Source organism: Arthrobacter sp. ASL1 (assembly GCF_056680475.1).
On the sequence record NZ_CM155284.1, the window covers coordinates 2,472,073 to 2,494,504 of the forward strand.

At 68.6% G+C, this 22,432-nt stretch carries 21 protein-coding genes; 14 read left to right on the forward strand and 7 right to left on the reverse strand.

Going from position 1 to position 22,432, the window contains the following annotated elements; translation table 11 throughout:
• The first annotated feature begins 6 nt into the window (after window positions 1–6).
• From AC1MEQ_RS11705 to AC1MEQ_RS11725, 5 genes are read left to right on the forward strand one after another with little or no spacing between them, the layout of a single operon-like run.
• On the forward strand, window positions 7–786 hold the full coding sequence (locus AC1MEQ_RS11705) for a CPBP family intramembrane glutamic endopeptidase (RefSeq protein ID WP_479790941.1): 780 nt from the start codon (window positions 7–9) through the stop codon (window positions 784–786).
• Window positions 783–2,027, forward strand: coding sequence for an MFS transporter (locus AC1MEQ_RS11710; protein ID WP_479790943.1), 1,245 nt, complete (start codon window positions 783–785; stop codon window positions 2,025–2,027). Before AC1MEQ_RS11705 ends, AC1MEQ_RS11710 begins: the two co-directional genes overlap by 4 nt.
• The gene (locus AC1MEQ_RS11715) at window positions 2,017–3,372 is read left to right on the forward strand and encodes an MATE family efflux transporter (RefSeq protein ID WP_479790945.1); all 1,356 of its coding nucleotides are present in this window, start codon (window positions 2,017–2,019) and stop codon (window positions 3,370–3,372) included. The genes AC1MEQ_RS11710 and AC1MEQ_RS11715 overlap by 11 nt, the downstream gene beginning before the upstream one ends.
• Before the next feature lie 35 nt (window positions 3,373–3,407).
• Window positions 3,408–3,974: a DUF308 domain-containing protein gene (locus AC1MEQ_RS11720; protein ID WP_479790947.1), complete on the forward strand. Its 567-nt coding sequence runs from the start codon at window positions 3,408–3,410 to the stop codon at window positions 3,972–3,974.
• A 37-nt stretch (window positions 3,975–4,011) separates the two neighbouring features.
• Window positions 4,012–4,314 carry a hypothetical protein gene (locus AC1MEQ_RS11725; protein ID WP_479790949.1) on the forward strand — a complete coding sequence of 101 codons (303 nt, stop codon included), beginning with the start codon at window positions 4,012–4,014 and terminating at the stop codon, window positions 4,312–4,314.
• A 19-nt stretch (window positions 4,315–4,333) separates the two neighbouring features.
• Here AC1MEQ_RS11725 and AC1MEQ_RS11730 read toward each other — a convergent pair whose 3' ends face one another.
• Window positions 4,334–4,663 (reverse strand): hypothetical protein, encoded by a 330-nt coding sequence (locus AC1MEQ_RS11730; protein WP_479790951.1) that lies wholly within the window; start codon window positions 4,661–4,663, stop codon window positions 4,334–4,336.
• A 50-nt stretch (window positions 4,664–4,713) separates the two neighbouring features.
• Window positions 4,714–5,262 (reverse strand): CGNR zinc finger domain-containing protein, encoded by a 549-nt coding sequence (locus AC1MEQ_RS11735; protein WP_479790953.1) that lies wholly within the window; start codon window positions 5,260–5,262, stop codon window positions 4,714–4,716.
• Between the two features lie 141 nt (window positions 5,263–5,403).
• On the opposite strand from AC1MEQ_RS11735, the gene AC1MEQ_RS11740 reads away from it, so the two are divergent.
• The 4 genes from AC1MEQ_RS11740 to AC1MEQ_RS11755 all read left to right on the forward strand — a co-directional run bounded on the left by AC1MEQ_RS11740 (window position 5,404) and on the right by AC1MEQ_RS11755 (window position 11,144).
• Entirely contained in the window at window positions 5,404–6,348 is a 945-nt protein-coding gene (locus AC1MEQ_RS11740; protein ID WP_479790955.1) for an EamA family transporter, read from the forward strand.
• A gap of 185 nt (window positions 6,349–6,533) precedes the next feature.
• Window positions 6,534–7,754, forward strand: a complete 1,221-nt coding sequence (locus AC1MEQ_RS11745) for a glycine cleavage T C-terminal barrel domain-containing protein (protein ID WP_479790957.1) — start codon at window positions 6,534–6,536, stop codon at window positions 7,752–7,754.
• A gap of 28 nt (window positions 7,755–7,782) precedes the next feature.
• Window positions 7,783–10,326: a GcvT family protein gene (locus tag AC1MEQ_RS11750; protein WP_479790959.1), complete on the forward strand. Its 2,544-nt coding sequence runs from the start codon at window positions 7,783–7,785 to the stop codon at window positions 10,324–10,326.
• 56 nt (window positions 10,327–10,382) lie between these two features.
• Window positions 10,383–11,144 carry an IclR family transcriptional regulator gene (locus AC1MEQ_RS11755; RefSeq protein WP_479790962.1) on the forward strand — a complete coding sequence of 254 codons (762 nt, stop codon included), beginning with the start codon at window positions 10,383–10,385 and terminating at the stop codon, window positions 11,142–11,144.
• Window positions 11,145–11,477: 333 nt separating this feature from the next.
• On the opposite strand, the gene AC1MEQ_RS11760 is transcribed toward AC1MEQ_RS11755, so the two are convergent.
• From AC1MEQ_RS11760 to AC1MEQ_RS11775, 4 genes are all read right to left on the reverse strand, one after another.
• The gene (locus tag AC1MEQ_RS11760; RefSeq protein ID WP_479790964.1) at window positions 11,478–13,766 is read right to left on the reverse strand and encodes a heavy metal translocating P-type ATPase; all 2,289 of its coding nucleotides are present in this window, start codon (window positions 13,764–13,766) and stop codon (window positions 11,478–11,480) included.
• Window positions 13,767–13,835: 69 nt separating this feature from the next.
• The gene (locus AC1MEQ_RS11765) at window positions 13,836–14,057 is read right to left on the reverse strand and encodes a heavy-metal-associated domain-containing protein (protein ID WP_479790966.1); all 222 of its coding nucleotides are present in this window, start codon (window positions 14,055–14,057) and stop codon (window positions 13,836–13,838) included.
• Between the two features lie 43 nt (window positions 14,058–14,100).
• Window positions 14,101–14,430: a metal-sensitive transcriptional regulator gene (locus AC1MEQ_RS11770; RefSeq protein ID WP_479790968.1), complete on the reverse strand. Its 330-nt coding sequence runs from the start codon at window positions 14,428–14,430 to the stop codon at window positions 14,101–14,103.
• A gap of 369 nt (window positions 14,431–14,799) precedes the next feature.
• Window positions 14,800–15,798 carry a zinc-binding dehydrogenase gene (locus AC1MEQ_RS11775; RefSeq protein WP_479790970.1) on the reverse strand — a complete coding sequence of 333 codons (999 nt, stop codon included), beginning with the start codon at window positions 15,796–15,798 and terminating at the stop codon, window positions 14,800–14,802.
• A 511-nt stretch (window positions 15,799–16,309) separates the two neighbouring features.
• On the opposite strand from AC1MEQ_RS11775, the gene AC1MEQ_RS11780 reads away from it, so the two are divergent.
• Both AC1MEQ_RS11780 and AC1MEQ_RS11785 read left to right on the forward strand, forming a co-directional pair.
• Window positions 16,310–17,458, forward strand: a complete 1,149-nt coding sequence (locus AC1MEQ_RS11780) for a lipid II:glycine glycyltransferase FemX (protein ID WP_479790972.1) — start codon at window positions 16,310–16,312, stop codon at window positions 17,456–17,458.
• Between the two features lie 70 nt (window positions 17,459–17,528).
• The gene (locus tag AC1MEQ_RS11785; RefSeq protein ID WP_479790974.1) at window positions 17,529–17,696 is read left to right on the forward strand and encodes a hypothetical protein; all 168 of its coding nucleotides are present in this window, start codon (window positions 17,529–17,531) and stop codon (window positions 17,694–17,696) included.
• Between the two features lie 8 nt (window positions 17,697–17,704).
• Here the strand turns inward: AC1MEQ_RS11785 and AC1MEQ_RS11790 are convergent, their stop codons facing one another.
• Window positions 17,705–18,109: a VOC family protein gene (locus AC1MEQ_RS11790; protein ID WP_479790976.1), complete on the reverse strand. Its 405-nt coding sequence runs from the start codon at window positions 18,107–18,109 to the stop codon at window positions 17,705–17,707.
• Window positions 18,110–18,346: 237 nt separating this feature from the next.
• Between AC1MEQ_RS11790 and AC1MEQ_RS11795 the strand changes: the two genes are divergently transcribed.
• The 3 genes from AC1MEQ_RS11795 (at window position 18,347) to adhP (ending at window position 22,430) form a co-directional block, all read left to right on the forward strand.
• A complete protein-coding gene (locus AC1MEQ_RS11795; RefSeq protein WP_479790978.1) occupies window positions 18,347–19,651 on the forward strand; it encodes a GAF domain-containing protein in 1,305 nt (434 codons plus the stop codon).
• 135 nt (window positions 19,652–19,786) lie between these two features.
• Window positions 19,787–21,310 carry an acetaldehyde dehydrogenase ExaC gene (gene exaC / locus AC1MEQ_RS11800; protein ID WP_479790980.1) on the forward strand — a complete coding sequence of 508 codons (1,524 nt, stop codon included), beginning with the start codon at window positions 19,787–19,789 and terminating at the stop codon, window positions 21,308–21,310.
• 88 nt (window positions 21,311–21,398) lie between these two features.
• Window positions 21,399–22,430 (forward strand): alcohol dehydrogenase AdhP, encoded by a 1,032-nt coding sequence (adhP, locus tag AC1MEQ_RS11805; protein WP_479790982.1) that lies wholly within the window; start codon window positions 21,399–21,401, stop codon window positions 22,428–22,430.
• Window positions 22,431–22,432: the final 2 nt, after the last annotated feature.

Here is a 22,432-nt window from a genome sequence, read left to right on the forward strand (position 1 = left end):
GGAACCATGCAATCCACCCCGCAGCCGGCCGCGCCGGGTCCCTCGTCCCGTGCGCCGCGTCCGCGCCGGCGGGGACGTTTCGCGCCGGACCGCTTCCGCATCGGCGATGCCGTCATGGTGCTGGCGTACGTGGTCCTCTTCGTCGCCGGGGCCGCGGCCCTGCTGACCCTCATCCCCGGATTCAAGGAGACGTTCAACACCGCGGAAAGAGCCGCCGCCGCGGTGAACTTCATCGTCTACGCCGTGCTGTTCACGGGCGCCATGATCATGGCGTTCCCCACCCTGGTTCGCTCTTTCCGCACGTTCGCCCACCACCCGTGGGCCAAGGCGTTCATGGTGCCCGGGGCCTGGGTGGTGAACCTGGTCATCACCACCATCGTCATCGTCTCATTGGGAGGCGCGGTCAAGAGCGAGAACCAGCTGGCCATCGAGGGCATGACCACGTCGGTGCCGTTCCCCACCATGCTGGTCATGGCGGCCATCATGGGCCCGTTCGTGGAGGAGTACGTCTTCCGCCACCTGCTGATCGGCAAGCTCAGCCGCAAGGTCAACGTCTGGGTGTGTGTGGTGATCTCGATCGTGCTGTTCGCCGGGATGCACTTCCTGGGCAGCGGATCCTTCGACCCGATGGCCGCGATCCCGTATGTGAGCCTGGGCGCGGTCATCAGCGTCGCCTACGTACTCACCGGACGGTCGCTGGCCTACTCGTACCTCATCCACGTGCTGAACAACCTGATTGCCCTCTCCGTCGCCTACTTCCTGCTGCCGCTGGTCCCCTCCGCATGAACGGTGCGGTCCCCTTCGCCGGGCACGCCCGCGGGTCGGCCGGCTACCGGCGGATGATCCTCGCGTTGTTTGCCGCCGGTGTCGCGACCTTCTCGCAGCTCTATTCGGTGCAGGGCGTGCTCCCGGCGCTGGCCCGCGCGCAAGGCGTCTCCGAGGCCCGGGCCGCGCTCGCCGTTTCCGCAGCGACCCTGGGCCTGGCGGTCTCGGTGATCGGCTGGTCCGTCGTTGCGGACCGGGTGGGCCGGCTGAGGGCCATGCAGACGGCGGTCGTTGCCGCCGTCGTGCTGGGCCTGCTGGTCCCCGCCTCGCCGGGATTCGAGGCCCTGCTGGGACTGCGTTTCCTGGAGGGCGTCGCGCTCGGCGGGATCCCCGCCGTCGCCCTGGCCTACCTGAGCGAGGAGATCCACGCCATGCACTCGGCCATCGCAGCCGGGACCTATATTTCCGGCACGACGCTCGGGGGGCTGGCCGGGCGGTTGATTGCCGGGCCGCTCTCCGAACTGGTGAGCTGGCGGGTCGGGACGCTGGCCGTCTCGCTGCTGGCCGCCGTGGCCGCGGTAGCGTTCATCGCCCTGGCCCCGAAACCACTCGGCTTCACCCCCGTGCCGCGGCGTACCCCCGGCGAACCCGGGCTGGCGCGCAAATTGTGGACGAACCTGGCGAACATCCGGCTGCTCGCCCTGTATGCGCAGGGCCTGCTGCTGATGGGCGGTTTCGTGGCCGTCTACAATTTCCTGGGCTTCCGGCTCGAGGCGCCGCCGTTCCTTATCCCGGCTTCGCTGACCTCGTTGGTCTTCATCGCCTACCTCTCCGGCACGTGGTCCTCCCGGCAGGCGGGCCTGCTGGTCAACCGGTTTGGCCGGCTGCCGGCACTGCTCGGCTCGATCGGCACGATGGCGGCGGGGGCCTGCGTGACCCTGGCGCCGAACATCGTCGTCGTCCTGGCCGGTTTGGTGTTGTTCACTGCCGGGTTCTTCTCCGCCCACGCCATCGCCAGCGGCTGGGTTCCGCTGATTGGCCGGACCGGACGTGCCCAGTCGGCGAGCCTGTACAACCTCGCCTACTACACCGGGTCGAGCCTGTTCGGCTGGGCGGTTGGACTGGCATTCGCCCCGTTCGGCTGGGGCGGTGCCGTGCTCTTCGTGCTCCTGTTGCAGGGCCTCGCCGCCGGGGTGGCCGCGCTCTTCCTGCGCGCCTCCGGTGCCCGCCCCGTTGGAACGGGGCCCGTCCGTGGCCGGTGACCCAGACGCGAAACCGCCGCATGTCCCCGCCGGGCTGGGCCGGACGATCCTCGCGCTCGCCGTCCCCGCCTTGGGCGCGCTCATCGCCGAACCCCTGTTCCTCATGGCCGACACCGCGATCGTCGGGCACCTCGGCCTCAACGAACTCGCCGGGGCCGGGTTGGGCACCACGGTGCTGCAGACCGCCGTCGGGCTGATGGTCTTCCTCGCCTATTCCACCACCCCCGCCGTCGCCCGGTGGCTGGGAGCCAAGCGCCTGGACCTGGCGCTGGCCGCCGGACGCGACGGGCTGTGGCTGGCGCTGGCCCTCGGCGTACTGCTGGCCGCTGCCGGCTGGTTCGCCGGACCGGCGCTGCTGTCCGGCATGGGGGCCACGGGGCCGGTATTCGGCTTCGCGCTGGACTACCTGCGCTGGTCCATGCCCGGGCTGCCCGCCATGCTGCTGGTCCTGGCCGCCACCGGGGTGCTGCGCGGGCTGCAGGACACCAAGACCCCGCTGCTGGTCGCCGGCGGTGGCTTCGGGGTCAACATCGTGCTGAACTTCAGCCTGGTCTACGGGGCCGGGTTGTCCGTGGCCGGCTCGGCCATCGGTACCTCGATCGCCCAGTGGGCCATGGCCGCGGTGTACCTGGTGCTGCTGGTGCCCCGACTGCGGGCCGCCGGGGTGCCCCTGCGCCCGCACGTGGCGGGGGTGATCGGCACCGGAAAGGTCGGCAGCTGGCTGATGCTGCGTACCCTGAGCCTGCGGGTCGGGATCCTGGCCACCGTCTGGGTCGCCACCTCCGATGGCGCCCTGACCCTGGCCGCGCATCAGCTCGTGTTCACCATCTTCACGTTCATGGCCTTCGCGCTCGATGCGCTGGCCATCGCCGCCCAGGCGCTGATCGGCAAGGAGCTCGGTGCGGGCGAGAAGGCCACCGCCGGCGCCCTGACCCGGGTGATGACCCGGTGGGGGCTGCTCTTCGGGGTGGGCACCGGCGTCGTCCTGGCGCTGGTGGCTCCCGTCCTGGGGGCGCTGTTCACCTCCGACACCGAGGTCCAGCGTGCGGCGGCGATCGGATTGTGGGTGCTGGCCGCCTCCCAGCCCTTGGCCGGGCTGGTGTTCGTCCTCGACGGGGTCCTCATCGGCGCCGGAGATGCCCGGTACCTGGCCGTCGCCGGGGTGGTCGCCCTGGTGCTCTATGCGCCGCTGCTGGCCGCGGCCGCCCGGCTGCCGCTGGTCCCCGATCTGCCGATCCTCTGGCTGTGGTGCGCCTTCGGCGTCGGCTACATGGCGCTGCGCGCCCTGACCCTGCTGTGGCGCATCCGCAACGACCGGTGGATGTCCGTCGGCGCCCCGGCCTGAATCCCGGCCGTCCCGATTCCCATTAGGATCGTAGGGTGCCTGCCGTAACCGCCCCCCGTGAAGTAGCCGCCGCCGTCTGGAAACCGATCATGTTCCGTGCCGTCGTGGCGGTGGCCTTCGGCGCCGTGTCGGTGTTCTGGCAGCATCCGAGCGAGGCCGTCGTCGCCTACTCGTTCGCCGCCTACCTGGTCCTGACGTCCAAGTCGGCCTGGGATTTCGCCGTGGCCCGGGTCGTGCCCTCGCCCGTCCGCGGCTTGCTGGGCGGGGCGGCCATTGCCTGGTCGTTCTGCGCGATCTTCATGCTCATCTTCGCCAGCACGACGGCGATGACCCTCGCCGGCGGCATTGGGCTCGCGATCGCCGGGGTGCTCGAGCTCGTCGTCTACTTCCGCCACCGTCGCGATCTGGTGCCGATTCGGGAGTTCCTCATCACCGGGGCCGTTTCCACGGTCTCGGGCATCCTGCTGCTGGCGTGGCCGGGGTTGGACCAGCACGGTGTCTTTGGCGTGGCCGGAGGCGGGGCGATCATCATCGCGGTGTTCCTGCTGATCGCTGCGTTCGGATACCGGCACGATGCACGCGAGCGGGTCGGCGGGCGGTAGACTGGAGCCGTTCCAAATTCTTCCAGGAGGCATCCCCGTGGGTTCCAACCCGTCCCAGCAGAAGCGCTCGTGGCAGCAGAGCATCAAGGCGCCGTTGATCTTCTCCCTGGTCGCGGGCATCGTCGCCGGCGTGGTCGCCTCCATCTCGGCCACCGGCGGAGGAGACAACCCCCTGCGCATGGACATCGGCCTCATCGCGTTCGGCATCGCATTCATCGCCAGCCTGCTGGTCATCTCGGTGCTGTCCATGGCTGGCAAGGAGAACCCCGACGCGCTCAGCAAGGGCTCGGGAGTGAACCTCTCATCGGACAAGCCGAATAAGAAGCCCGGCCAGAAGTAGCCGGTCCGTTGGTGGCCGGCTAGACGGTCTCGACGCCGTCCTTGCCGCCCCATTCCTCGAGGAACTGCTCGCGGCCCATCTCCGCCAGATCCCGGCGGATCAACGCGACCAGCCCCTCGGCCTCGTCGATGTTGTTCCCCGTGATGCGCAGGATCTCCGCGTCGTTGTCGATGCGCCGGACGACAGCGGTCGCGCCCATCGCGTCGGTTCCGTCGCCACCGAGGACTGCGTCCGCCAGCCCGACGAACCAGCGGCCCGCCGCCTTGAGCGTCCCGTCCGACGCGTGTTCCAGGTCCACATCGTAGTTCTCGGAGGCGTGGTGCTCCTGCGGTTGTTCAAAGGTGTTCACGGTCTCTTCCTTCCTGGCCGGTGCGTGCGGGCGTGCCGCATGGGAACAGTCTAGGACCGGTTGGCCGCCTGGCGCTGGCGGTAGGCGCGCACATGCTCGCGGTTGGCGCAGTTTCCTGTCTCGCAGTACAGCTTCGAGCGGTTGCGCGAGAGGTCCAGCACGGCGGCGTCGCAGTCCCGGGCAGCGCAGATCCGCAGGCGTTCCAGTTCGCCTGAGCGCAGCACGTCCACAATGGCCATCGCGGCCTCCACCGCCATGCGCTCGGCCAACGGGGCAGATGGACTGGTGGCATGCAGGTGATAATCCCAGTGGTCGTGCCTGACCAGTTGGGGCAGGGCGCGGGCATTGCGCAGGATGTTGTTCGCGATCACCACCGCCTCGTCCTCGCCAGCGACCCACAGGGTGCGCAGTGTTCCGCGCACATGGCGGACGCTGCGTAGTTCCGGGGCGTCGTGTGTCCTCGACCCGGTGAACCCCTCCTGGTCGACGAAGACGTCGAGATCGGCCCCGGTGAGGAGCGCATCGGTGCCGCCATGCAGCGTGTTGACCAGGTGAACTACCGTCTGCAGGGACTGCTCGGTGTCAGGGGCAAACATCATGTTGACTCCTTCTTCTCCATGCCACGTCCGCAGAGTATGCTCATGTCAGTAGTATACGGAGTTTTACCCCTGACGGCGGTTTTCGGAGAAATCCGATCCCCTGAGCGAATACTCCAACCCACCGCCGACCCGAGGAGCAGCATGTCCACGCAGACCACGAGCCGTGCTCGGGGAACGACCAACCCGGCGGCCGCCGGCATCTGGATCGCCTTGTTCTCCTCCGCCGTGTTCGGCATCTCCGGCTCGTTCGCCACCTCGTTGCTCGAAGCCGGCTGGAGCAGCGGGGCGGCCGTGGCTGCCCGCATGCTCGGCGCCTTCCTGGTCCTGCTGCTGCCGACGCTGCTGGCGCTGCGCGGACGCTGGGGTTCGGTGGCCGCGAATTGGAAGCCGATCCTGCTCTTCGGCATCTTCGGCGTCGGCATCTGCCAGTTCGCCTATTTCCAGGCGGTTGGCCGTCTCAGTGTCGGGGTGGCCCTGCTGCTCGAGTACATGGCCCCGGTGCTCATCGTCCTGGCCCTGTGGGTGCATACCCGCCGCGTGCCCCGTGTCCTGACCATCGCCGGAACCCTGCTCTCCCTGGGTGGGCTGGTGCTGGTCCTGGACCTGACCGGGCCGCAGCGGGTCGATCCGATCGGCGTACTCTGGGGCCTGGGGGCAGCCGTCGGCTTGGCCGTGTACTTTTTCGTCACCGCCAAGGCCAACGACTCGTTGCCGCCGCTGGTGCTCGCCACCGGCGGGCTGCTGGTCGGTGCCCTGCTCATGCTCCTGCTCGGTGCCACGAGATTGCTGCCCTTCACGGCGACGTTTGGCCCGGTGGGCTTCGCCGGGTTCGAGGCGCCATGGTGGGCCGCCCTGGCAGGGCTGGTCATCCTCGCCACCGTTTTGGCCTATGTCTCGGGGATCATGGCCGCCCGGGCCCTCGGATCCAAGGTGGCCTCGTTCATTTCATTGACGGAGGTCCTTTTTGCCGTCCTCTGGGCCTGGCTGCTGCTCGGCCAGATGCCCGCGCCCATCCAGCTGCTCGGCGGGGTGGCCATCGTCGGGGGAGTGCTGTTGGTCCGGGCGGATGAGCTCAAATCGCCCTGACAAGGCACGCCGCGTTGGTGTCGAGGGCCCCAGGCCCGGGTCCGGAAACTGGTTTGGATTCCGGGTCTAACTACCCTTGACCCCGCCTGCGCCGACGCCCACACTGGTTGCACATGGCGCAGAGTTGCGCACCATGCGCAACGATTGGCACGACGCCGGCGCCGGGATCCGATCAGGGAGTGATCATGTCCGAGGCCACCGATACAGGCGCATTCCAACTACCCAGCACAGGCTCCAACGTCAATCCGCATCCCGAGGTGACGCTCTACACGCGACTGCGCAAGTCACCGTACTTCTGGAAGTCCAGGGAGCACGGCGTCGCTGCCTACAGCGTCTACAACCACACCTACCACCCGCGCCACTACGGTGATCCGGTCTCCGAGTACTGGTCGCTCCTCAACGACGTGACCCTCTGGGATGTCGGCGTGGAACGCCAACTGGAGATCAGCGGGCCCGATGCCTTCGACTTCACCAACTACCTGATCCCGCGCGACCTGGGCCAATGCGCCGTCGGGCAGTGCAAGTACGTCTTCATCACCGCCGCCGACGGCGGCATCATCAACGACCCGATCCTGCTGCGCGTCGAGGAGAACCGCTTCTGGCTCTCGCTCGCGGACAGCGACGTCCACCTCTGGGCCATGGGCCTGGCCACGGCCGGCAACTGGGACGTGACCGTCAAGGAAATCGACGTCGCACCGGTCCAGATCCAGGGACCGAAGGCCAAGGGCCTGATGGCCGACCTCTTCGGCGAGGACATCCTGGACCTGGGCTACTACTGGCTGCAACGCCGCAGGCTGGGCGACCTCTCCGTCGTCGTATCCCGCACCGGGTACACCGGCGAGACCGGCTACGAGATCTACCTGGAGAACGCCAGCCGTGACGGGGGCAAGCTCTGGGACATGGTGTGGGAGGCCGGGCGGGCGCACGACCTGCGCGTCATCGGCCCCTGCCACATCCGCCGCATCGAAGCCGGCATGCTGGCCTACGGCTGCGACATCACGTTGGACACCAACCCGCTGGAGGTCGGCTACGACTACAACTGGATGGTCAACCTGGACCAGTCGGCCGATTTCGTCGGCAAGGAGGCGCTGGGGCGCATCCGCGCCGAGGGCATCGACCGCCTCATGGTGGGACTGGAAATCGGCGGCCCACCGCTGGGCAGCTACAACGACGGGTCCATGATCGAGCCCTTTGCCGTCTCCGAAGCGGGAGGCGACGAACTCGGCCAGGTCACCAGCGCCTGCTTCTCGCCCCGGCTGGAGCGCAACATCGGGCTGGCCATGGTCCCCATCGGCCTCAGTGCCGAAGGCACCACCGTTGCCGTCCACACGCCCGAGGGCGTACGGCAGGGGGTAGTGGTCCGCAAGCCGTTCATCGACCCGACCAAGGAGACACCCAAGGCCTGAGACGGCGATCGACCCGGAGGAGAAGACCATGAGCCAGCCCACGGAGCCCACCACCCTGCCCGACAGCGCCGACGTCGTCGTCATCGGTGCGGGCATCGTGGGCAGTTCACTGGTCAAGCACCTCGCCGAGGCCGGGTGGCGGAACCTGCTCCTGCTGGAGCAGGGCCCGCTGCCCGACCCGGGAGGTTCCACCGGCCACGCCTCCAACTTCATCTTCCCCGTCGACCACCACCGCAACGTCACCGAACTGACCGTGGAATCCATGCACCAGTTCGAGGCGCTCGGGGTGCTGACCACCTGCGGGGGAATCGAGGTCGCCCGTGACGACGCCGGCCGGGACGAACTGCGCCGCCGCCTCGCCTCCGCAAAATCCTGGGGCGTCGACGCCGAACTCATCGATCCCGCGCGGGTCGGCGAACTGGTCCCGATGGTCGATACCTCGCTGATCACCGGCGGCTTCCACACCCCCTCGGCCGCCGTGGTCGACCCGGTGCGCGCCGGCCGGCTGCTGCGCCAGTCGGCGTTGGACGCCGGTGCGCTGCGGATCGCCGACAACGTGGAGGTCATCGGCCTGCTGACCGAACAGCCCGCCTCCGGGGGCCCGGCCCGCATCACCGGGGTGCGCACGAGCGCGGGCGACGTTGCCGCGCCGATGGTGGTCATCGCCTGCGGGGTCTGGTCGCCGAAGGTCGGGGCCATGGCCGGTGCCCGCATCCCGTTGACCCCCGCGGTCCACCAGATGATCAACCTCGGCCCCATCGCCGCGTTCGCGGCCAGCGGCGTGGAGATCGACACCCCGATCATCCGCGACATGACCGCCAAGATGTACGAACGCCAACGCTGGGGCGAACTGCAGATCGGCTCGTATGCCCACCGCGGCATCCTGCACGACGCCGAATCCCTGGCCCGGGTGGGCACTGTTCCCCTCTCGCCGACCCAGCTGCCGCTGAGCGAGGGCGACTTCACGGGGCCGCTGGAGCACGCCCGGCAGATGTTCCCGATGCTGCGCGACCCGGCGTTGCGGCGGACCCTGGCCATCGACGGCCTGCTCTCGCTGACGCCCGACGGTGGTGCGCTGCTCGGCCCCACGCCTGAGGTCGACGGGCTGTGGTCCGCCGCCGCCGTCTGGATCCGTGAGGCACCGGCCGTCGGCAAGTACCTGGCGCAGTGGATGACCGACGGGTCCGCCGAAGTCGACCTCCACGCCGATGACATCACCCGGTTCCACCCGTCCCAGCGCACGCATTCCTTCGTGCGGGCGAGGGCGGCCGAGGGGTTCCCGAAGACCTACGGGATCGTGCATCCGCGCGAACAGTACGCCAGCGCCCGTGGGCTGCGGCGCTCGCCGATGCATCCCCGGCACATCGAGAATGGTGCCGAGTTCTTCGAGGCTGCCGGGTGGGAGCGGCCGCAATGGTTCGCCTCCAACGCGGACCTGCTCCAGGAGTTCGGCGATGCGGTGCCCCAACGCGGACACGAATGGGATGCCCGCTGGCATTCGCCGATCAGCGTCGCCGAGCACCTCTGCCTGCGCGAACGCGGCGCCATGATCGACCTGTCCGCCTTCGCCCAATTCGACATCGCCGGGCATGGTGCCATGGACTTCCTGCAATCGCTGGCCATGGCCCAGGTCGACCGGCCGGTGGGGCGGATCATCTACACCCCGCTGCTGGACCCGCGCGGCGGATTCCGTTCCGACCTGACCTTGGTGCGCCTGGGTACCGGGCACTACCGGGTCATCACGGGCGCCACCGACGCCGGCCGTGATTTCGCCTGGCTGCGGACCCACCTCCCCTCCGATGGCTCCGTCCACCTGGCCGACCTGACCTCCGCGACCGCGACCGTCGGGCTCTGGGGGCCGAAGGCCCGCGACGTCCTGGCCTCGGTGAGCGCCGATGACGTCTCCGACGCGGCCTTCCATTTCGGCACGGCACGGAACATCACCGTCGGCGACATCCCCGTCCTTGCCTTGCGCATCTCCTACGTCGGCGAACTCGGCTGGGAACTGCACGCCGGCGTCGACCAGGGCCTGAGGCTCTGGGACGCACTCGCCGAGGCCGCCCGTCCCGCTGGCATCCGCCCGGCGGGTATTGGCGTCTACGGGACCAGCGCCAGGATCGAGAAGGGATACCGGTTGATGGGGGCCGAACTCTCCGCCGACTACAACCCCGTCGAGGCGGGACTGGCCCTGCCGCGGGTCAAGGAGGCGGAATTCGTCGGGAAGGACTCGTATGTACGGGCCCGGGAGGAGGACACCGTCGCCGTGCTGTGCACCCTGCGACTGGATGACCAGACGTCAACGCCTGCACGCTATCCCACCGGCAACGAGCCGATCCTCGACTCCGACGGCAGGACCATCACCGACGCCCGGGGGCGCCGATCCTACGTCACCAGTGCTGGCGACGGGCCATCGGCCGGCTGCTACCTGCTGATGGGCTATCTGCCTCCCGAGCATGCGCGGGACGGCAACCATCTGCAGGTCGAGTACTTCGGCCACCACTATCCGGTCACGGTGCTCAGTGCCGGGCGGACTCCGGTGTTCGATCCGGAGAACCTCAGGATGAAGGGCTGAGCCATGTCTTCGCGCCCCGGGCATCCGCCGGGAACCCTGCTGATAGCGTGATCGCCATGACGGCACAGGGCGAGCGCGTGAACAGGGGCGGGATCCAATCGGTGGATCGGGCCGCCGTCGTACTGGAATTCCTGGCCAGCGAGGGCGCCAGTACCGTCAGCGCCGTCGGCCAGGAACTCGACGTGCACAAGTCCACCGCATTCCGCATCCTCAACACCTTGCTGGACCATGGTCTCGTGGAACAGCGTTCCGACAGCACCGAATACCAACTGGGGCAAGGGCTGGTCCGTCTGGCCCAATCCGTCCCGGCGACCCGCAGCTTCAGTCCCCAAGTCCACGAGGCCTGCGTCTGGTTGGCCGCCGAATGCGGGGAAACCGTCACGCTGAACGTGACCGAAGGCGGGGAGTCCGTCACGATCGACCAGATCCTGCCGACGAGTTCGGTGGTGAGCCGCAGCTGGCTGGGGCGGCGCACCCCGCTGCACTGCACCTCCCCGGGCAAGGTCTCGCTCGCCCATCAGGAAGAGGCGACGCGCCGGCAGTTGCTGGCCGGGCGGCTGAAGCGGTACACGCCGGCGACGATCACCGACCGGAAGCAGCTCGCCGGCGAGCTGGTGGCCACCGCGGAACGCGGCTACGCGCTCGCCTTGGAGGAGTTCGAGGAGGGCCTGAGCTCGGCGGCAGCACCCGTTTTCGGGGCCGACGGTTCGATGATCGCGCAGATCGGCGTGGCCGGGCCGTCCTACCGTTTGGGCGACGACGCATTGGCCGCCACCGTCGTGCTGGTGCAGGAGGCCGGGCGCCGGGCTTCGGCCTAGTTTTCGGGCGACGGCCCCGAGGGCGCGGCGCTACCCGGCCAGCGAGGACGTCCCGCGGCCCCTCGTGGGCGGCTGGCACGTCATCTTCCTCCAGTTCAACCCTGCGACGTCCGGCGCCCGTGACCCAGATCCGGAAGGCGGCCACCAACAGCACGAGCCATGCCGTGGCGACGTACAGTGCGGTCCGGGTGTCCTCGAGGGGCCCGAGCACCACCCCGACGAGCATCGTGCAGGCGATGATGGCCGCGGTCAGCAGCGGGACGCCGATTTTGGGGACCTGGGCGAAAGCCTGCGGAGCGGTCTGGGATGCCAGACGATGGAGCTGTCCGGCCGCTACTTCCCGAAGCCGCGCAGCCGTAGGCTGTTCAGCACCACCAGCACGGAGCTGGCGGCCATCGCGGCACCGGCGATCATCGGGTTCAGGAACCCCAGCGCGGCGACCGGGATGCCGATCGTGTTGTAGAGGAACGCCCAGAACAGGTTCGTCTTGATCGTGCCCAGCGTCTTGCGCGAGAGCTCGATGGCCTGCGGGACCTGGGCCAGGTCGTTGCCCATCACCGTGATGTCCGCGGCGGCGATCGCCACGTCGGTGCCCGATCCCATGGCCAGGCCGAGATCGGCCTGGGCCAGGGCCGGAGCGTCGTTGACGCCGTCGCCGACCATCGCCACCACGGCCCCGGCGGCCTGCAGTTCGGCGACCTTGTCGACCTTGCCCGACGGAAGCACGTCGGCGAACACATCCTCAGGGCGGATGCCAACCTCGCTGGCCACCAGCCGGGCGACTTCGGCGTTGTCGCCGGTCAGCAGCACCGGCCGCAATCCGAGCGAGCGCAGGCGTTCGATCGCTGCGGGGGAGCTGGCCCGGATGGTGTCGCGCAGCCCGATGACGCCCACGGAGGCCCCGTCGACGGCGATGAGCACCGCCGTCGTGCCCTGCTCTTGGGCCTGACGGAGGGCCGCCAGGGCGGCCTCGTCGGGTTCGACGTTGTTCTCGCGCAGCCAGGCGGGTTGCCCGGCGAGGACGACGGCGGTGTCCACCGTGGCGCGCACGCCGCCACCGGGGGAGGAGGTGAAACCGGAGACCGCGGGGGCCGGTGTGCCGGAGCGTTCCGCCGCTGCGGTGATGGCGTGGGCGATGGGGTGTTCGGAGCCGGATTCGGCGGCACCGGCCAGGGCCAGGAGCCCGTCCTCGCCGAGGCTGCCGGTGGCGATGGTGTCGGTGACCGCGAGGCGGCCCTCGGTGACCGTGCCGGTCTTGTCCAGCAGGACGGTATCGACCCGGCGGGTGTCCTCGAGGACCTCGGGCCCGCGGATGAGGATGCCCAGCTGGGCGCCGCGGCCGGTGCCGACGAGCAGGCCGATGGGGGTGGCCAGGCCCAGGGCGCAGGGGCAGGCGATGACGAGGACCGAGACGGCGGCGGTGAACGCGGACTGCACGTCGCCGGTGAAGACCAGCCAGAGGATGAAGGTCACCACGGCGATCACCAGCACGATCGGCACGAACACCGCGGAGATCCGGTCGGCCAGCCGGGCGATCGGCGCCTTGCCGGTCTGCGCGTCGGAGACCATGCGGCCCATCTGCGCCAGGGTGGTGTCGGCGCCGACGCGGGTGGCGCGGACCAGGAGCCGGCCGGAGGTGTTGATGGTGGCACCGGTGACGGTGTCGTCCACCCCGACCTCGGTGGGCGCGGATTCGCCGGTGATGAGCGACGTGTCGATGGCGGAGGCGCCCTCGAGGATGTAGCCGTCGGTGGCGATCTTCTCCCCGGGTCGGACCACGATCTCATCGCCCGGCATCAGGTCCGCGGCCGGGATGCGGACCTCGGCGCCGTCGCGCAGGACGGTCGCCTCCTTGGCGCCGAGGCTGAGCAGGGTCTTCAGCGCGTCGCCGGCCGAGGTCTTGGCGCGGGCCTCCAGCCAGCGGCCGAGCAGCAGGAAGGTCGCGACGACACCGGCGGTCTCGAAGTAGAGCTGGTGCTCGGTCATGTCCATCGCCGCCCCGTGGGCGGTCACGGCCGGGTCGATGATGAGCTGCCACAGGGAGAAGAGGTAGGCGGCCAGCACGCCGATCGAAACCAGCGTGTCCATGGTGGAGGACAGGTGCCGGGCATTGACGGCGGCGGCACGGTGGAATGGCCAGGCCGACCACCAGGTCACCGGGGTAGCCAGTGCCAGGGCCACCCAGCCCCAGTGCGGGAACTGCAGGGCCGGGACCATGGAGATGAGGAACAGCGGGATGGTGAAGACGGCGCCGACGATCAGGCGGGGACGCAGTTCGTCCGCCGTGCCGCCGTGGCTCATGTGGTCGGTGTGGTCCTCCGGGGCGCCGGAGTCGTCGTGGTCGGCGTGCTCGCCGTGCCCGGTCCCGGCGGCGTGCGGATCGGCCTTCAGCCGGGCCCCGTAGCCGGCGGCCTGGATGGTCTCCAGGAGGTCGGCGTCGGACACCCCGGCCGGGGCGGTGACGCGCGCCGACTCCAGCGGCAGGTTGACGCTGGCCGCCACGCCCTCGATCTTGCCGAGCTTGCGTTCGATCCGCCCCACGCACGAGGCGCAGCTCATGCCCTGGATGTCCAGGTCGATGACCCGGGATCCGTCGGTGGTGAGGGATTCGTGCTGTTCCATGGGGTGCTGCTCCTGGTGCGGTGGGGCGTTCGGGGTCGGGGCGGCGAGCTGGGGTTCTCGGCCCAGGGGTCAGGCGTTGTTGCCGACGACCGTGTAGCCGGCCTCGGCGACGGCCTCCGAGAGAGTGGCCTCGCTGATCGGGCCGGTGGATTGGATGCGGGCCGTTGAGATGCCGCCGGCGTTGAGGTCGACGTCGACCGTCGAGACGCCGTCGATCGCGGAGATCTCCTCGGTGACGGCGGCGACGCAGTGTCCGCAGGTCATGCCGTCGATGCTGATGGTGGTGTCCATGGTGGTGCTCCTTGCAGGGGGTGGGTGTGGATGGTGGAACGGGTCAGCGCAGCAGGCGGCCAATGGCGGCCGAGGCCTCGCGGACCTTGTTGTTGACGATGTCGGGGTTGCCGGTTTCCAGGGATTCCTGGGCGGCCCCGACGACGCAGTGGCCGATGTGCTCCTCGACCAGGCCGAGGCTGACCTTGTGCAGGGCCGCGTTGACCGCGGAGATCTGCGTGAGGATGTCGATGCAGTACTTCTCCTCATCGACCATGCGCGCGATCCCGCGGACCTGCCCCTCGATGCGGCCGAGCCGCTTGAGCAGTGCCTGCTTGTCGGCGGTGTAGCCGTGTTCGCGGTGTTCGTCGGTGGTGGTCGTCGCGGTGTCCATGCCCCGAAGATATACCCCTGGAGGGTATCTCGTCAAGTACCCCCTAGGGGTATCAGGGCGAGATGACGACGGCGGGGTCCGGCCGCCGTCGTGCCCGGGGCCGGCAGGACCCTGTCCTCGACGACCAAGCGGATAGGCGGGCGAACAGCCACCCTGGACTGGGACGGCGAGAACATAGCGTTCGCGAAGACCGGTCGTGAGGTCATCGCCGAAGGGTTCTGGTCGCCGCAGGGCACCGCCTACGTCGGGATCGGAAAATGCGTGCCCCGTTCCGCAAAAAGACGGCCGCAAGCCGGAACCTTCACCGATGTCCCGATGCACCGAATGCCACCACTGACCTGGGGCGTCCGCGGCAGTTCCGGCGGTTTCCTACTTCACGTCGAGCACGATCTTTCCGATGTGCGTATTCTTCGCGAGTTCGGTTTGCGCTTCCAGCGCCTGGGTCCAGTCGTAGATTTGGTGGATCAGGGGGCGTAGGCCATTTGTGGCGTTCTCGAAGTCGACATCTCGACGCAACGCCGCTACGACCTCAGCCTTTTCGGCGGGCGTTCGCGTGCGGAATGTGACACCGATGATCGAGACCCGTTTGCGGGCAAGTTCTTCCAGGTCAAGCGTCGCATCGGCTCCGCCGAGTCTGCCGATGCCGATAATTCGGCCGCCGATTGCCGAGGCTTCGAGATTTCCTGCCAGGTACGGTCCGCCCACGTGGTCGAGAATGATATCGGCACCGTTGCCGTTCGTCAGGTCCCGTATTCCCGTGGCGAAGTTGCCGTTGGAGGTGTCGATCAAAGCGTCGGCACCGAGGCCGGTGAGGACGTCTTCCGCGCGCATGGACCGCCCCGTCGCGAGGATCCGTCCTGCACCCAAGTATTTGGCGAGCTGGATTCCCTGGGTGGCGACTCCTGATGTGGCGGCGTGTACGACGACCACATCACCCTTGGCCAGCCCGCCGGCCGTCACCAGGGCATTGTGCTCCGTCATGAGTCCAAGCACCGCGGCTGCGCCCTCGACGTACGACCAACCAGCAGGAACCGGGACGGCCATATCGGCGTTGACGACGATTTCTTCGGCGAGCCCGCCGCCGGCCATCACCATCACCCGGTCACCGACCTCAATCCCGGTCACATCCGAACCGACCTCGATGACATCCCCTGACGCGTCGAGACCGACGACCTGGGGCGTATCGTCGGCCGTAGCCGGCGCATGGAGCCCGGCGCGAGTCAAGAGGTCCGCGCGATTCACGGACCCGGCGCGAACTGCGATGCGAATCTGGGCGGGGGAGAGCCGCGGAGGCTCGATATTCTGCAACTCCAGCGAGGCAAGCCCGGCGATGTCGCCCGCGGTCGGGGTGATAACGATTGCCCTCATGTGTCTGCCTTTCGATGGTCCGCTAGGTTGCTGCGGGAGTTGTTGTCCAATCGGATCCGGCCCGGTTTGAATTCTGGATTCGTGCGTCGCTTCCGTTGAATTCCTGTGGGACGCCGCGCGCCTTTGAATTCACGTCAGGGTAGCGACCGCATCATCTGTCGTGAACGTAGACCATTCTGGCTGTGCCTTTTCGCTACGTAAAGGAGCATGCCGACACATCCAAGGTGCAGTAATGCACAGCTGGCGGGTGGAGGGGTTGCCAGGTGCTGGCCCTGAACGGATGCCATCGCCTCGACCCGGATCCGCGATGGGGAGACGGGAGTCCTCCGGCGCGTCAAGCAGATCAGTGTCCCCTGGGCGATGGCGGGCATCGACGGTGGATACGGACTGGGCGGTACCTGGCGGAGTGGGCCGAAAGAAGCTGCTGATGCCGTCGTGCCCCGCATCACCCCTGTTGTCGCGGCGGTGTCGGGCCCCGAACGCCGGGGGGCGCGTTGCTATGCTGGCTGGCGTGACATCCACCCAGCTTTCGGTTCGCCAGATCCCCGCCGACGACCACTTGGCCCACCTCGCCTCCCACCCGGAGGCCAGCTTCATGCAACTTCCGGCCTGGTCGAAGGTGAAGGGCGAATGGCGTCCCGAGTACCTCGGCTGGTTCGATCCCGCCGGGACGATGCGGGCCTCCGTGCAGGTGCTGCACCGCCCCGTCCCCGTGCTCAAGTACACGCTGGCCTACCTGCCCGAGGGGCCCGTCGCCGACTGGAATGAGCTGGACCCGACCGATGTCACGACCCCGATGCTGGCCCATTTCAAGGCCACGAAGGTCTTCCTGGTGCGCATGGGCCTGCCCGCCGTGGAGCGCAGCTGGGCCGCCGGCGTGGTCCGCAAGGCCCTGTCAGCCGGTGGGCATTCGCTGATGACCGAACTCGACCCGCTGCACACCGACGCCCGCGCCGTCGCGCTCGCCGGCGCCCTGCGCGCCGACGGCTGGACCAAGCAGGAGGTCAGCGAGGACTTCAACGCCGGCCAGCCCGAGTTCCAGGCGCGCATCCCGCTGGTCGGTGCCGACGGTGGGGCGCTGGACGTTGACGGCGTGCTGGCGCAGATGAACCAGAATGCGCGGCGCGAGACCCGCAAGGCGGCCTCCAGTCCGCTCGAGGTGCAGGTCGGCGGCGTCGGGGACATCGAACGCTTCCATGCCCTGTATCGGGAGACCGCCGAACGCGATGGCTTCACCGGCCGCCCCGCCCGGTATTTCACCACGATGTTCAACGCGCTCAACGCCCACGCATCGGGGACTTGCACCGTCTACTTCGCGGTGCACGAGGGTCGCGACCTGGCCTCGGCCATCCGCGTGTCGAGCGGGCAGGGCGCCTGGTACGTCTACGGCGCCTCCTCGGCGTCCGAGCGCAAGCTCTTCGCCCCGAAGGCCCTGATTCACCGCATGATCACCGACTCGCTGGACGAGGGCTGCGCGTTCCTGGACCACGGCGGCGTCTCCGCGACCCTGGACAAGGAACACGCCCTCGCCGGATTGACCCTGTTCAAGACGACCCTGGGCTGCAACGTCGTGCAGACGCTGGGGGAGTGGGACAGGGCCCTGAACAAGCCGATGACCGCGGCCTTCAACCTCTACATGCGGGCCCGCGACCGGCACTGACCGGGAGGGTACCGCCACTCCGGCTTCCGACATAGAGTGGCGCCATAGGCACCAACACCGGGAGGCAGCAATGGGCGATTACCGTGCATACACCGACGAGGAAAAGGCCAGCTACGTGGCCCCCGCGTGCAACTCGTGCGGCCAGCACCGACACATCGTCTGGGAGGAAAAGGGGACCGACGCGGCGCATTGGGTGCCTCGTGACGCCGGCTGCTCCAACGAGGCCTGCACCGCCTGAACGACGGGCTACGCCGACTGCTCCATCCACATGAGCTCCCACGCATGGCCATCCGGGTCGGTGACTGCCGAGCCGTACATGCCGGGCATCTCCTCGGCCGGCGCCCGGTAGACCGCGCCGCCGTGCTCGACCGCCGCGTGGGTCAGGCGGTCGACCTCCTCCCGCGAATCGCAGCTGAAGCCCAGTAGGGACTCCTTGGTGCCCTGCCCGAACGATGTCTTGTCGCCGCCGCGCAGGAACGTCTCGTAGTATCCGGCCGTGATCGACATCAGCCAGACCTCCGGGGTGATGAACCAGGCGGTGGCCTGTTCGTTGGAGAAGTCGGGGTTCTTCTCGAATCCGAGGGCCGCATGGAACTTGTCCGCTGCGGCGAGGTCGTTGGTCGGCAGGCTGATGAACGTGTTGCGGCCCATGGCGGGACCCCCGTCTGTGGCGTGCCGCGGGGTGGCGGTCGGCACTGGTGGCGACCAGCTTTCCACCACCGATGGGGGTACGCAAGGTTTCGCCGGCGACCCGCCCGGAGCTACCGTGGTCAGCCGTTGTGGCCCTACACTGTGGCCAGGGCCATATTCCAGGTCCGGTCCACCCGTGGCGACGGTACGTATCGTCGCGCCGGTGACGCATGCCAGACGCAGGGGAGGTGGGACGTCATGGTCGCGACCTCGCCGGCATCGCCGGCGCTGCAGAGATTCGCCGAGCGTGCCCACGCCCACCTTGCCTCGGGCGCCATGGCGCCAGCCTACCTCGACGGTCCCGACGTCCCGCGGTTGCGGCCCGTCGTCCACGACTCATGGATCCGCTCGTTGGCATTCCTGCGCGATCCGTCCGGCGCCAGGGCACTCAGTGGACTGAGCGATCCCCAATTGGCCGAGTTCCGCCGCACCCACCCACTGGCATCGGTGATGCCGGTCTTCGATCGACTGCTGGTCCAGCCGGCACGTGACACCGGTCTGCTGGTCGCCGTCGGGGATGATGCCGGCCGCCTGCTGTGGGTCGAAGGCGACCCCGCAGCCCGGAGCGCCGCCGAACGCATGGCCTTCGCCCCCGGGGCGGACTGGTCGGAGCGCGCCGTGGGTACCTCGGCTCCCGGCACGGCTCTGGCCACCGGTGCGGGCGTCCAGGTCAGCGGGGCCGAGCACTTCAGTCCCGAGGCGCATCGCTGGAGTTGTACCGCGGTGCCCATCCACGACCCCGTGACCGGCCGGCTGCTCGGCGTGGTCGACTTGACCGGCAATGACGAGGCCGTCGCCAGCCACTCCCTGGCCCTCCTGCACGCCGCCGTTGCCGCCGCCGAAGCCCAGTTGCGGATCGATGCCCTGGACCAGACCGTCCGAAGCCGGCCGCCACGGGCCGGCATCCCGGCGGCACCCCGACTCACCGTGCTCGGGTACGACGGCGGTGCCTTGGTATGCGGGTCGAACCACCGTGAGGTGGGGGGCAGGCACGCCGAGATGCTGGCCTTGCTGGCCTGGCGCCGGGGTGGGTTGGATGCCAGCGAGCTGGCCGAACTGCTTTTTGGCGATGCCGGACAGCAGGTGAGCGTGCGCGCCGAGATGGTCCGTCTGCGCAAGGCGCTGGGTCCCGACGCGGTGGCCATCGGATTGGAATCGCGGCCCTATCGGGTCGGCCCCACCGTCGCCCTGGATGCTCGCGACGTTCTGCGACACCTCGGCGCCGGCCGGCTCCGCCAGGCCCTGGACGCCTACGCCGGCCCCGTCCTGCCCAAGTCAGAGGCACCGGGGATCCAGGATATCCGCCTGGAGGTCTCCGGGACTTTGCGTGAGGCCATGCTCAACGATGCCGACCCCGAAGTGCTGCTGGATTACCTGGATCTCCCCGAGGCGTCGGAGGACGTGGACGGGTTGCGCACCGCGCTTCAAGTGCTCCCTGCCCGCTCGCCGGGACGTTCCGTGGTGGTCTCCCGTCTCCAGCGACTGGAGCGCGAATTCGGGTGAGCGTCCCGGCCGATGGCCGTGCAACGTTGGTGCAACCTGCCCTGGAGTAGCGTGATCCACATCACGCGGAAATGTTCGCCAGGGCCCGGTCCGCCGGCCCGGGAGCCGCAGCAGGAAGCCAACAAAGGAGTTGCCATGACCGTCTACGCCAATCCCGGCACCGAGGGTTCGCTCGTCACCTTCAAGCCCCGCTACGACCACTTCATCGGCGGTGAATGGAAGGCGCCCGTGAAGGGCGAGTATTTCGAGAACATCACCCCCGTGACCGGCCAGGTCTTCTGCGAGGTCGGACGCGGCACCGCGGAGGACATCGAGGCGGCCATCGACGCCGCCGAGGGTGCCGCCCCGGCATGGGGCCGAACGTCACCGGCCGAACGAGCCCAGGTGCTGAACAAGATCGCCGACCGCATCGAGGAGAACCTCGAGATGCTCGCCGTCGCCGAGACCTGGGACAACGGCAAGGCCGTCCGTGAGACGCTCAACGCCGACATGCCGCTGGCCGTGGACCACTACCGCTACTACGCCGGGGCCATCCGCGCCCAGGAGGGAAGCCTCTCCCAGCTGGACGAGAACACCACCGCCTACCACTTCCACGAACCGCTCGGCGTGGTCGGGCAGATCATCCCGTGGAACTTCCCGATCCTGATGGCCACTTGGAAGCTCGCCCCGGCACTCGCGGCGGGCAACGCCGTCGTCCTCAAACCGGCCGAGCAGACGCCCGTGTCCATCCTGGTGCTCATGGAACTGATCGGAGACCTGCTCCCGCCCGGTGTGCTGAACGTGGTCAACGGGTTCGGGCTGGAGGCGGGCAAGCCGCTGGCCTCGAACAAGCGCATCCGCAAGATCGCCTTCACCGGCGAGACCACCACGGGCCGGCTGATCTCCCAGTACGCCTCGCAGAACCTCATCCCCGTCACCCTGGAGCTGGGCGGCAAGAGCCCGAACATCTTCTTCGAGGACGTCGCCGCGCAGAACGACGCCTTCTACGACAAGGCGCAGGAGGGCTTCACCATGTTCGCGCTGAACCAGGGCGAGGTCTGCACCAGCCCGTCCCGGGCGCTGGTGCAGGAGTCGATCTACGATCGCTTCCTGACCGACGTCACCGCCCGCACCCAGGCGATCAAGCAGGGCCACCCGCTGGACACCGACACGATGATGGGCGCCCAGGCCTCCAACGACCAGCTGGAGAAGATCCTCTCCTACATCGACATCGGCAAGCAGGAGGGTGCCAAGGTCCGCACCGGCGGCGGCCGCGCCGACCTCGGGGGCGACCTGGCGGGCGGCTATTACGTCCAGCCGACGATTTTCGAGGGAGACAACTCGATGCGCATCTTCCAGGAGGAGATCTTCGGGCCGGTCGTCTCGGTGGCCAAGTTCGGCGGCTACGACGACGCGATGAAGATGGCCAACGACACCCTCTACGGTCTCGGAGCCGGCGTGTGGTCCCGCGACGGATCCACTGCCTACCGGGCCGGACGCGAGATCCAGGCGGGCCGTGTCTGGGTGAACAACTACCATGCCTACCCGGCCCACGCCGCGTTCGGCGGGTACAAGTCCTCGGGCATCGGGCGGGAAAACCACCTGATGATGCTGGACCACTACCAGCAGACCAAGAACCTGCTGGTCTCCTACAACCCCAACAAGCAGGGGTTCTTCTAAACCGCGCATTTCCCCATTCGACGGCCGTCGGCGTGCGCCGACAGCGTTGCCTGCGCACGCCTGCGGCCCACAACGACAGGAAATACCCATGAGCACCATGAAAGCAGCCATCGTCCGCGAGTTCGGCCAGGAGCTGGACATCGACACCCTCGAGATCCCCGAGCCCGGTCCCGGACAGGCACTGGTGAAGCTGGTCGCCTCCGGCGTCTGCCATACCGACCTGCACGCCGCCGGCGGGGACTGGCCGGTCAAGCCCAACCTCCCCATCGTTCCCGGGCATGAGGGCGTTGGCTACGTCGAAAAGATCGGGGACGGCGTGACGGAGGTCAAGATCGGCGACCTGGTCGGCAACGCCTGGCTCGGCAGCGCCTGCGGAAGCTGCGAGTTCTGCGGCACCGGTTGGGAAACCCTCTGTGAATCCCAGACCAACGGCGGCTACTCCACGAACGGATCCTTCGGCGAGTACATGCTGGTGGAGGCCAAGTTCGCCGCGCACATCCCCGAAGGCGCCGACCCGTACGAGATCGCCCCGGTGCTCTGCGCCGGAGTCACCGTCTACAAGGGACTCAAGCGCACCGAGGTCAAGCCCGGTCAATGGGTCGTCATCTCCGGCATCGGCGGACTCGGCCACATCGCGGTGCAGTATGCCGTCGCGATGGGCATGCGGGTCGCAGCGGTCGACGTTGCCGAGGAGAAGCTGGCCCTGGCCCGCAGCCACGGCGCCGAGGTCACGGTCAACGCCTTCGCCGACGACCCGGCGGAGGCGATCCAGAAGGCCACGGGCGGCGCCCACGGCGTTCTGGTCACCGCAGTGCACCCGGCGGCCTTCGGCCAGGCCATCGGCATGACCCGCCGCGGTGGGACCATCGTCTTCAATGGTCTGCCGCCGGGTGAATTCCCTGCCCCGATCTTCGACATCGTGCTCAAGGGACTGACCATCAGGGGCTCGATCGTCGGCACCCGCCAGGACATGATCGAGGCCCTGGAGTTCTATGCCGCAGGCAAGATCAAGCCCACGTTCCACACCCGGCCCCTGGAGGACGTGAACGCCGTCTTCGACGAGATGCGGCACGCCAAGATCGACGGCCGCGTCGTCATTGACTACATCGGCGCCCCGTAGCC

Coding starts and splice junctions, on each gene's coding strand:
- AC1MEQ_RS11705 (WP_479790941.1), top strand. CDS start 7: ATGCAATCCACCCCGCAGCCGGCCGCGCCGGGTCCCTCGTCCCGTGCG.
- AC1MEQ_RS11745 (WP_479790957.1), top strand. CDS start 6,534: ATGTCCGAGGCCACCGATACAGGCGCATTCCAACTACCCAGCACAGGC.
- AC1MEQ_RS11755 (WP_479790962.1), top strand. CDS start 10,383: ATGACGGCACAGGGCGAGCGCGTGAACAGGGGCGGGATCCAATCGGTG.
- AC1MEQ_RS11795 (WP_479790978.1), top strand. CDS start 18,347: ATGGTCGCGACCTCGCCGGCATCGCCGGCGCTGCAGAGATTCGCCGAG.
- AC1MEQ_RS11765 (WP_479790966.1), bottom strand. CDS start 14,057: ATGGACACCACCATCAGCATCGACGGCATGACCTGCGGACACTGCGTC.
- AC1MEQ_RS11750 (WP_479790959.1), top strand. CDS start 7,783: ATGAGCCAGCCCACGGAGCCCACCACCCTGCCCGACAGCGCCGACGTC.
- AC1MEQ_RS11740 (WP_479790955.1), top strand. CDS start 5,404: ATGTCCACGCAGACCACGAGCCGTGCTCGGGGAACGACCAACCCGGCG.
- adhP (WP_479790982.1), top strand. CDS start 21,399: ATGAGCACCATGAAAGCAGCCATCGTCCGCGAGTTCGGCCAGGAGCTG.
- AC1MEQ_RS11775 (WP_479790970.1), bottom strand. CDS start 15,798: ATGAGGGCAATCGTTATCACCCCGACCGCGGGCGACATCGCCGGGCTT.
- AC1MEQ_RS11710 (WP_479790943.1), top strand. CDS start 783: ATGAACGGTGCGGTCCCCTTCGCCGGGCACGCCCGCGGGTCGGCCGGC.
- AC1MEQ_RS11790 (WP_479790976.1), bottom strand. CDS start 18,109: ATGGGCCGCAACACGTTCATCAGCCTGCCGACCAACGACCTCGCCGCA.
- AC1MEQ_RS11735 (WP_479790953.1), bottom strand. CDS start 5,262: ATGATGTTTGCCCCTGACACCGAGCAGTCCCTGCAGACGGTAGTTCAC.
- AC1MEQ_RS11760 (WP_479790964.1), bottom strand. CDS start 13,766: ATGGAACAGCACGAATCCCTCACCACCGACGGATCCCGGGTCATCGAC.
- AC1MEQ_RS11770 (WP_479790968.1), bottom strand. CDS start 14,430: ATGGACACCGCGACGACCACCACCGACGAACACCGCGAACACGGCTAC.
- exaC (WP_479790980.1), top strand. CDS start 19,787: ATGACCGTCTACGCCAATCCCGGCACCGAGGGTTCGCTCGTCACCTTC.
- AC1MEQ_RS11785 (WP_479790974.1), top strand. CDS start 17,529: ATGGGCGATTACCGTGCATACACCGACGAGGAAAAGGCCAGCTACGTG.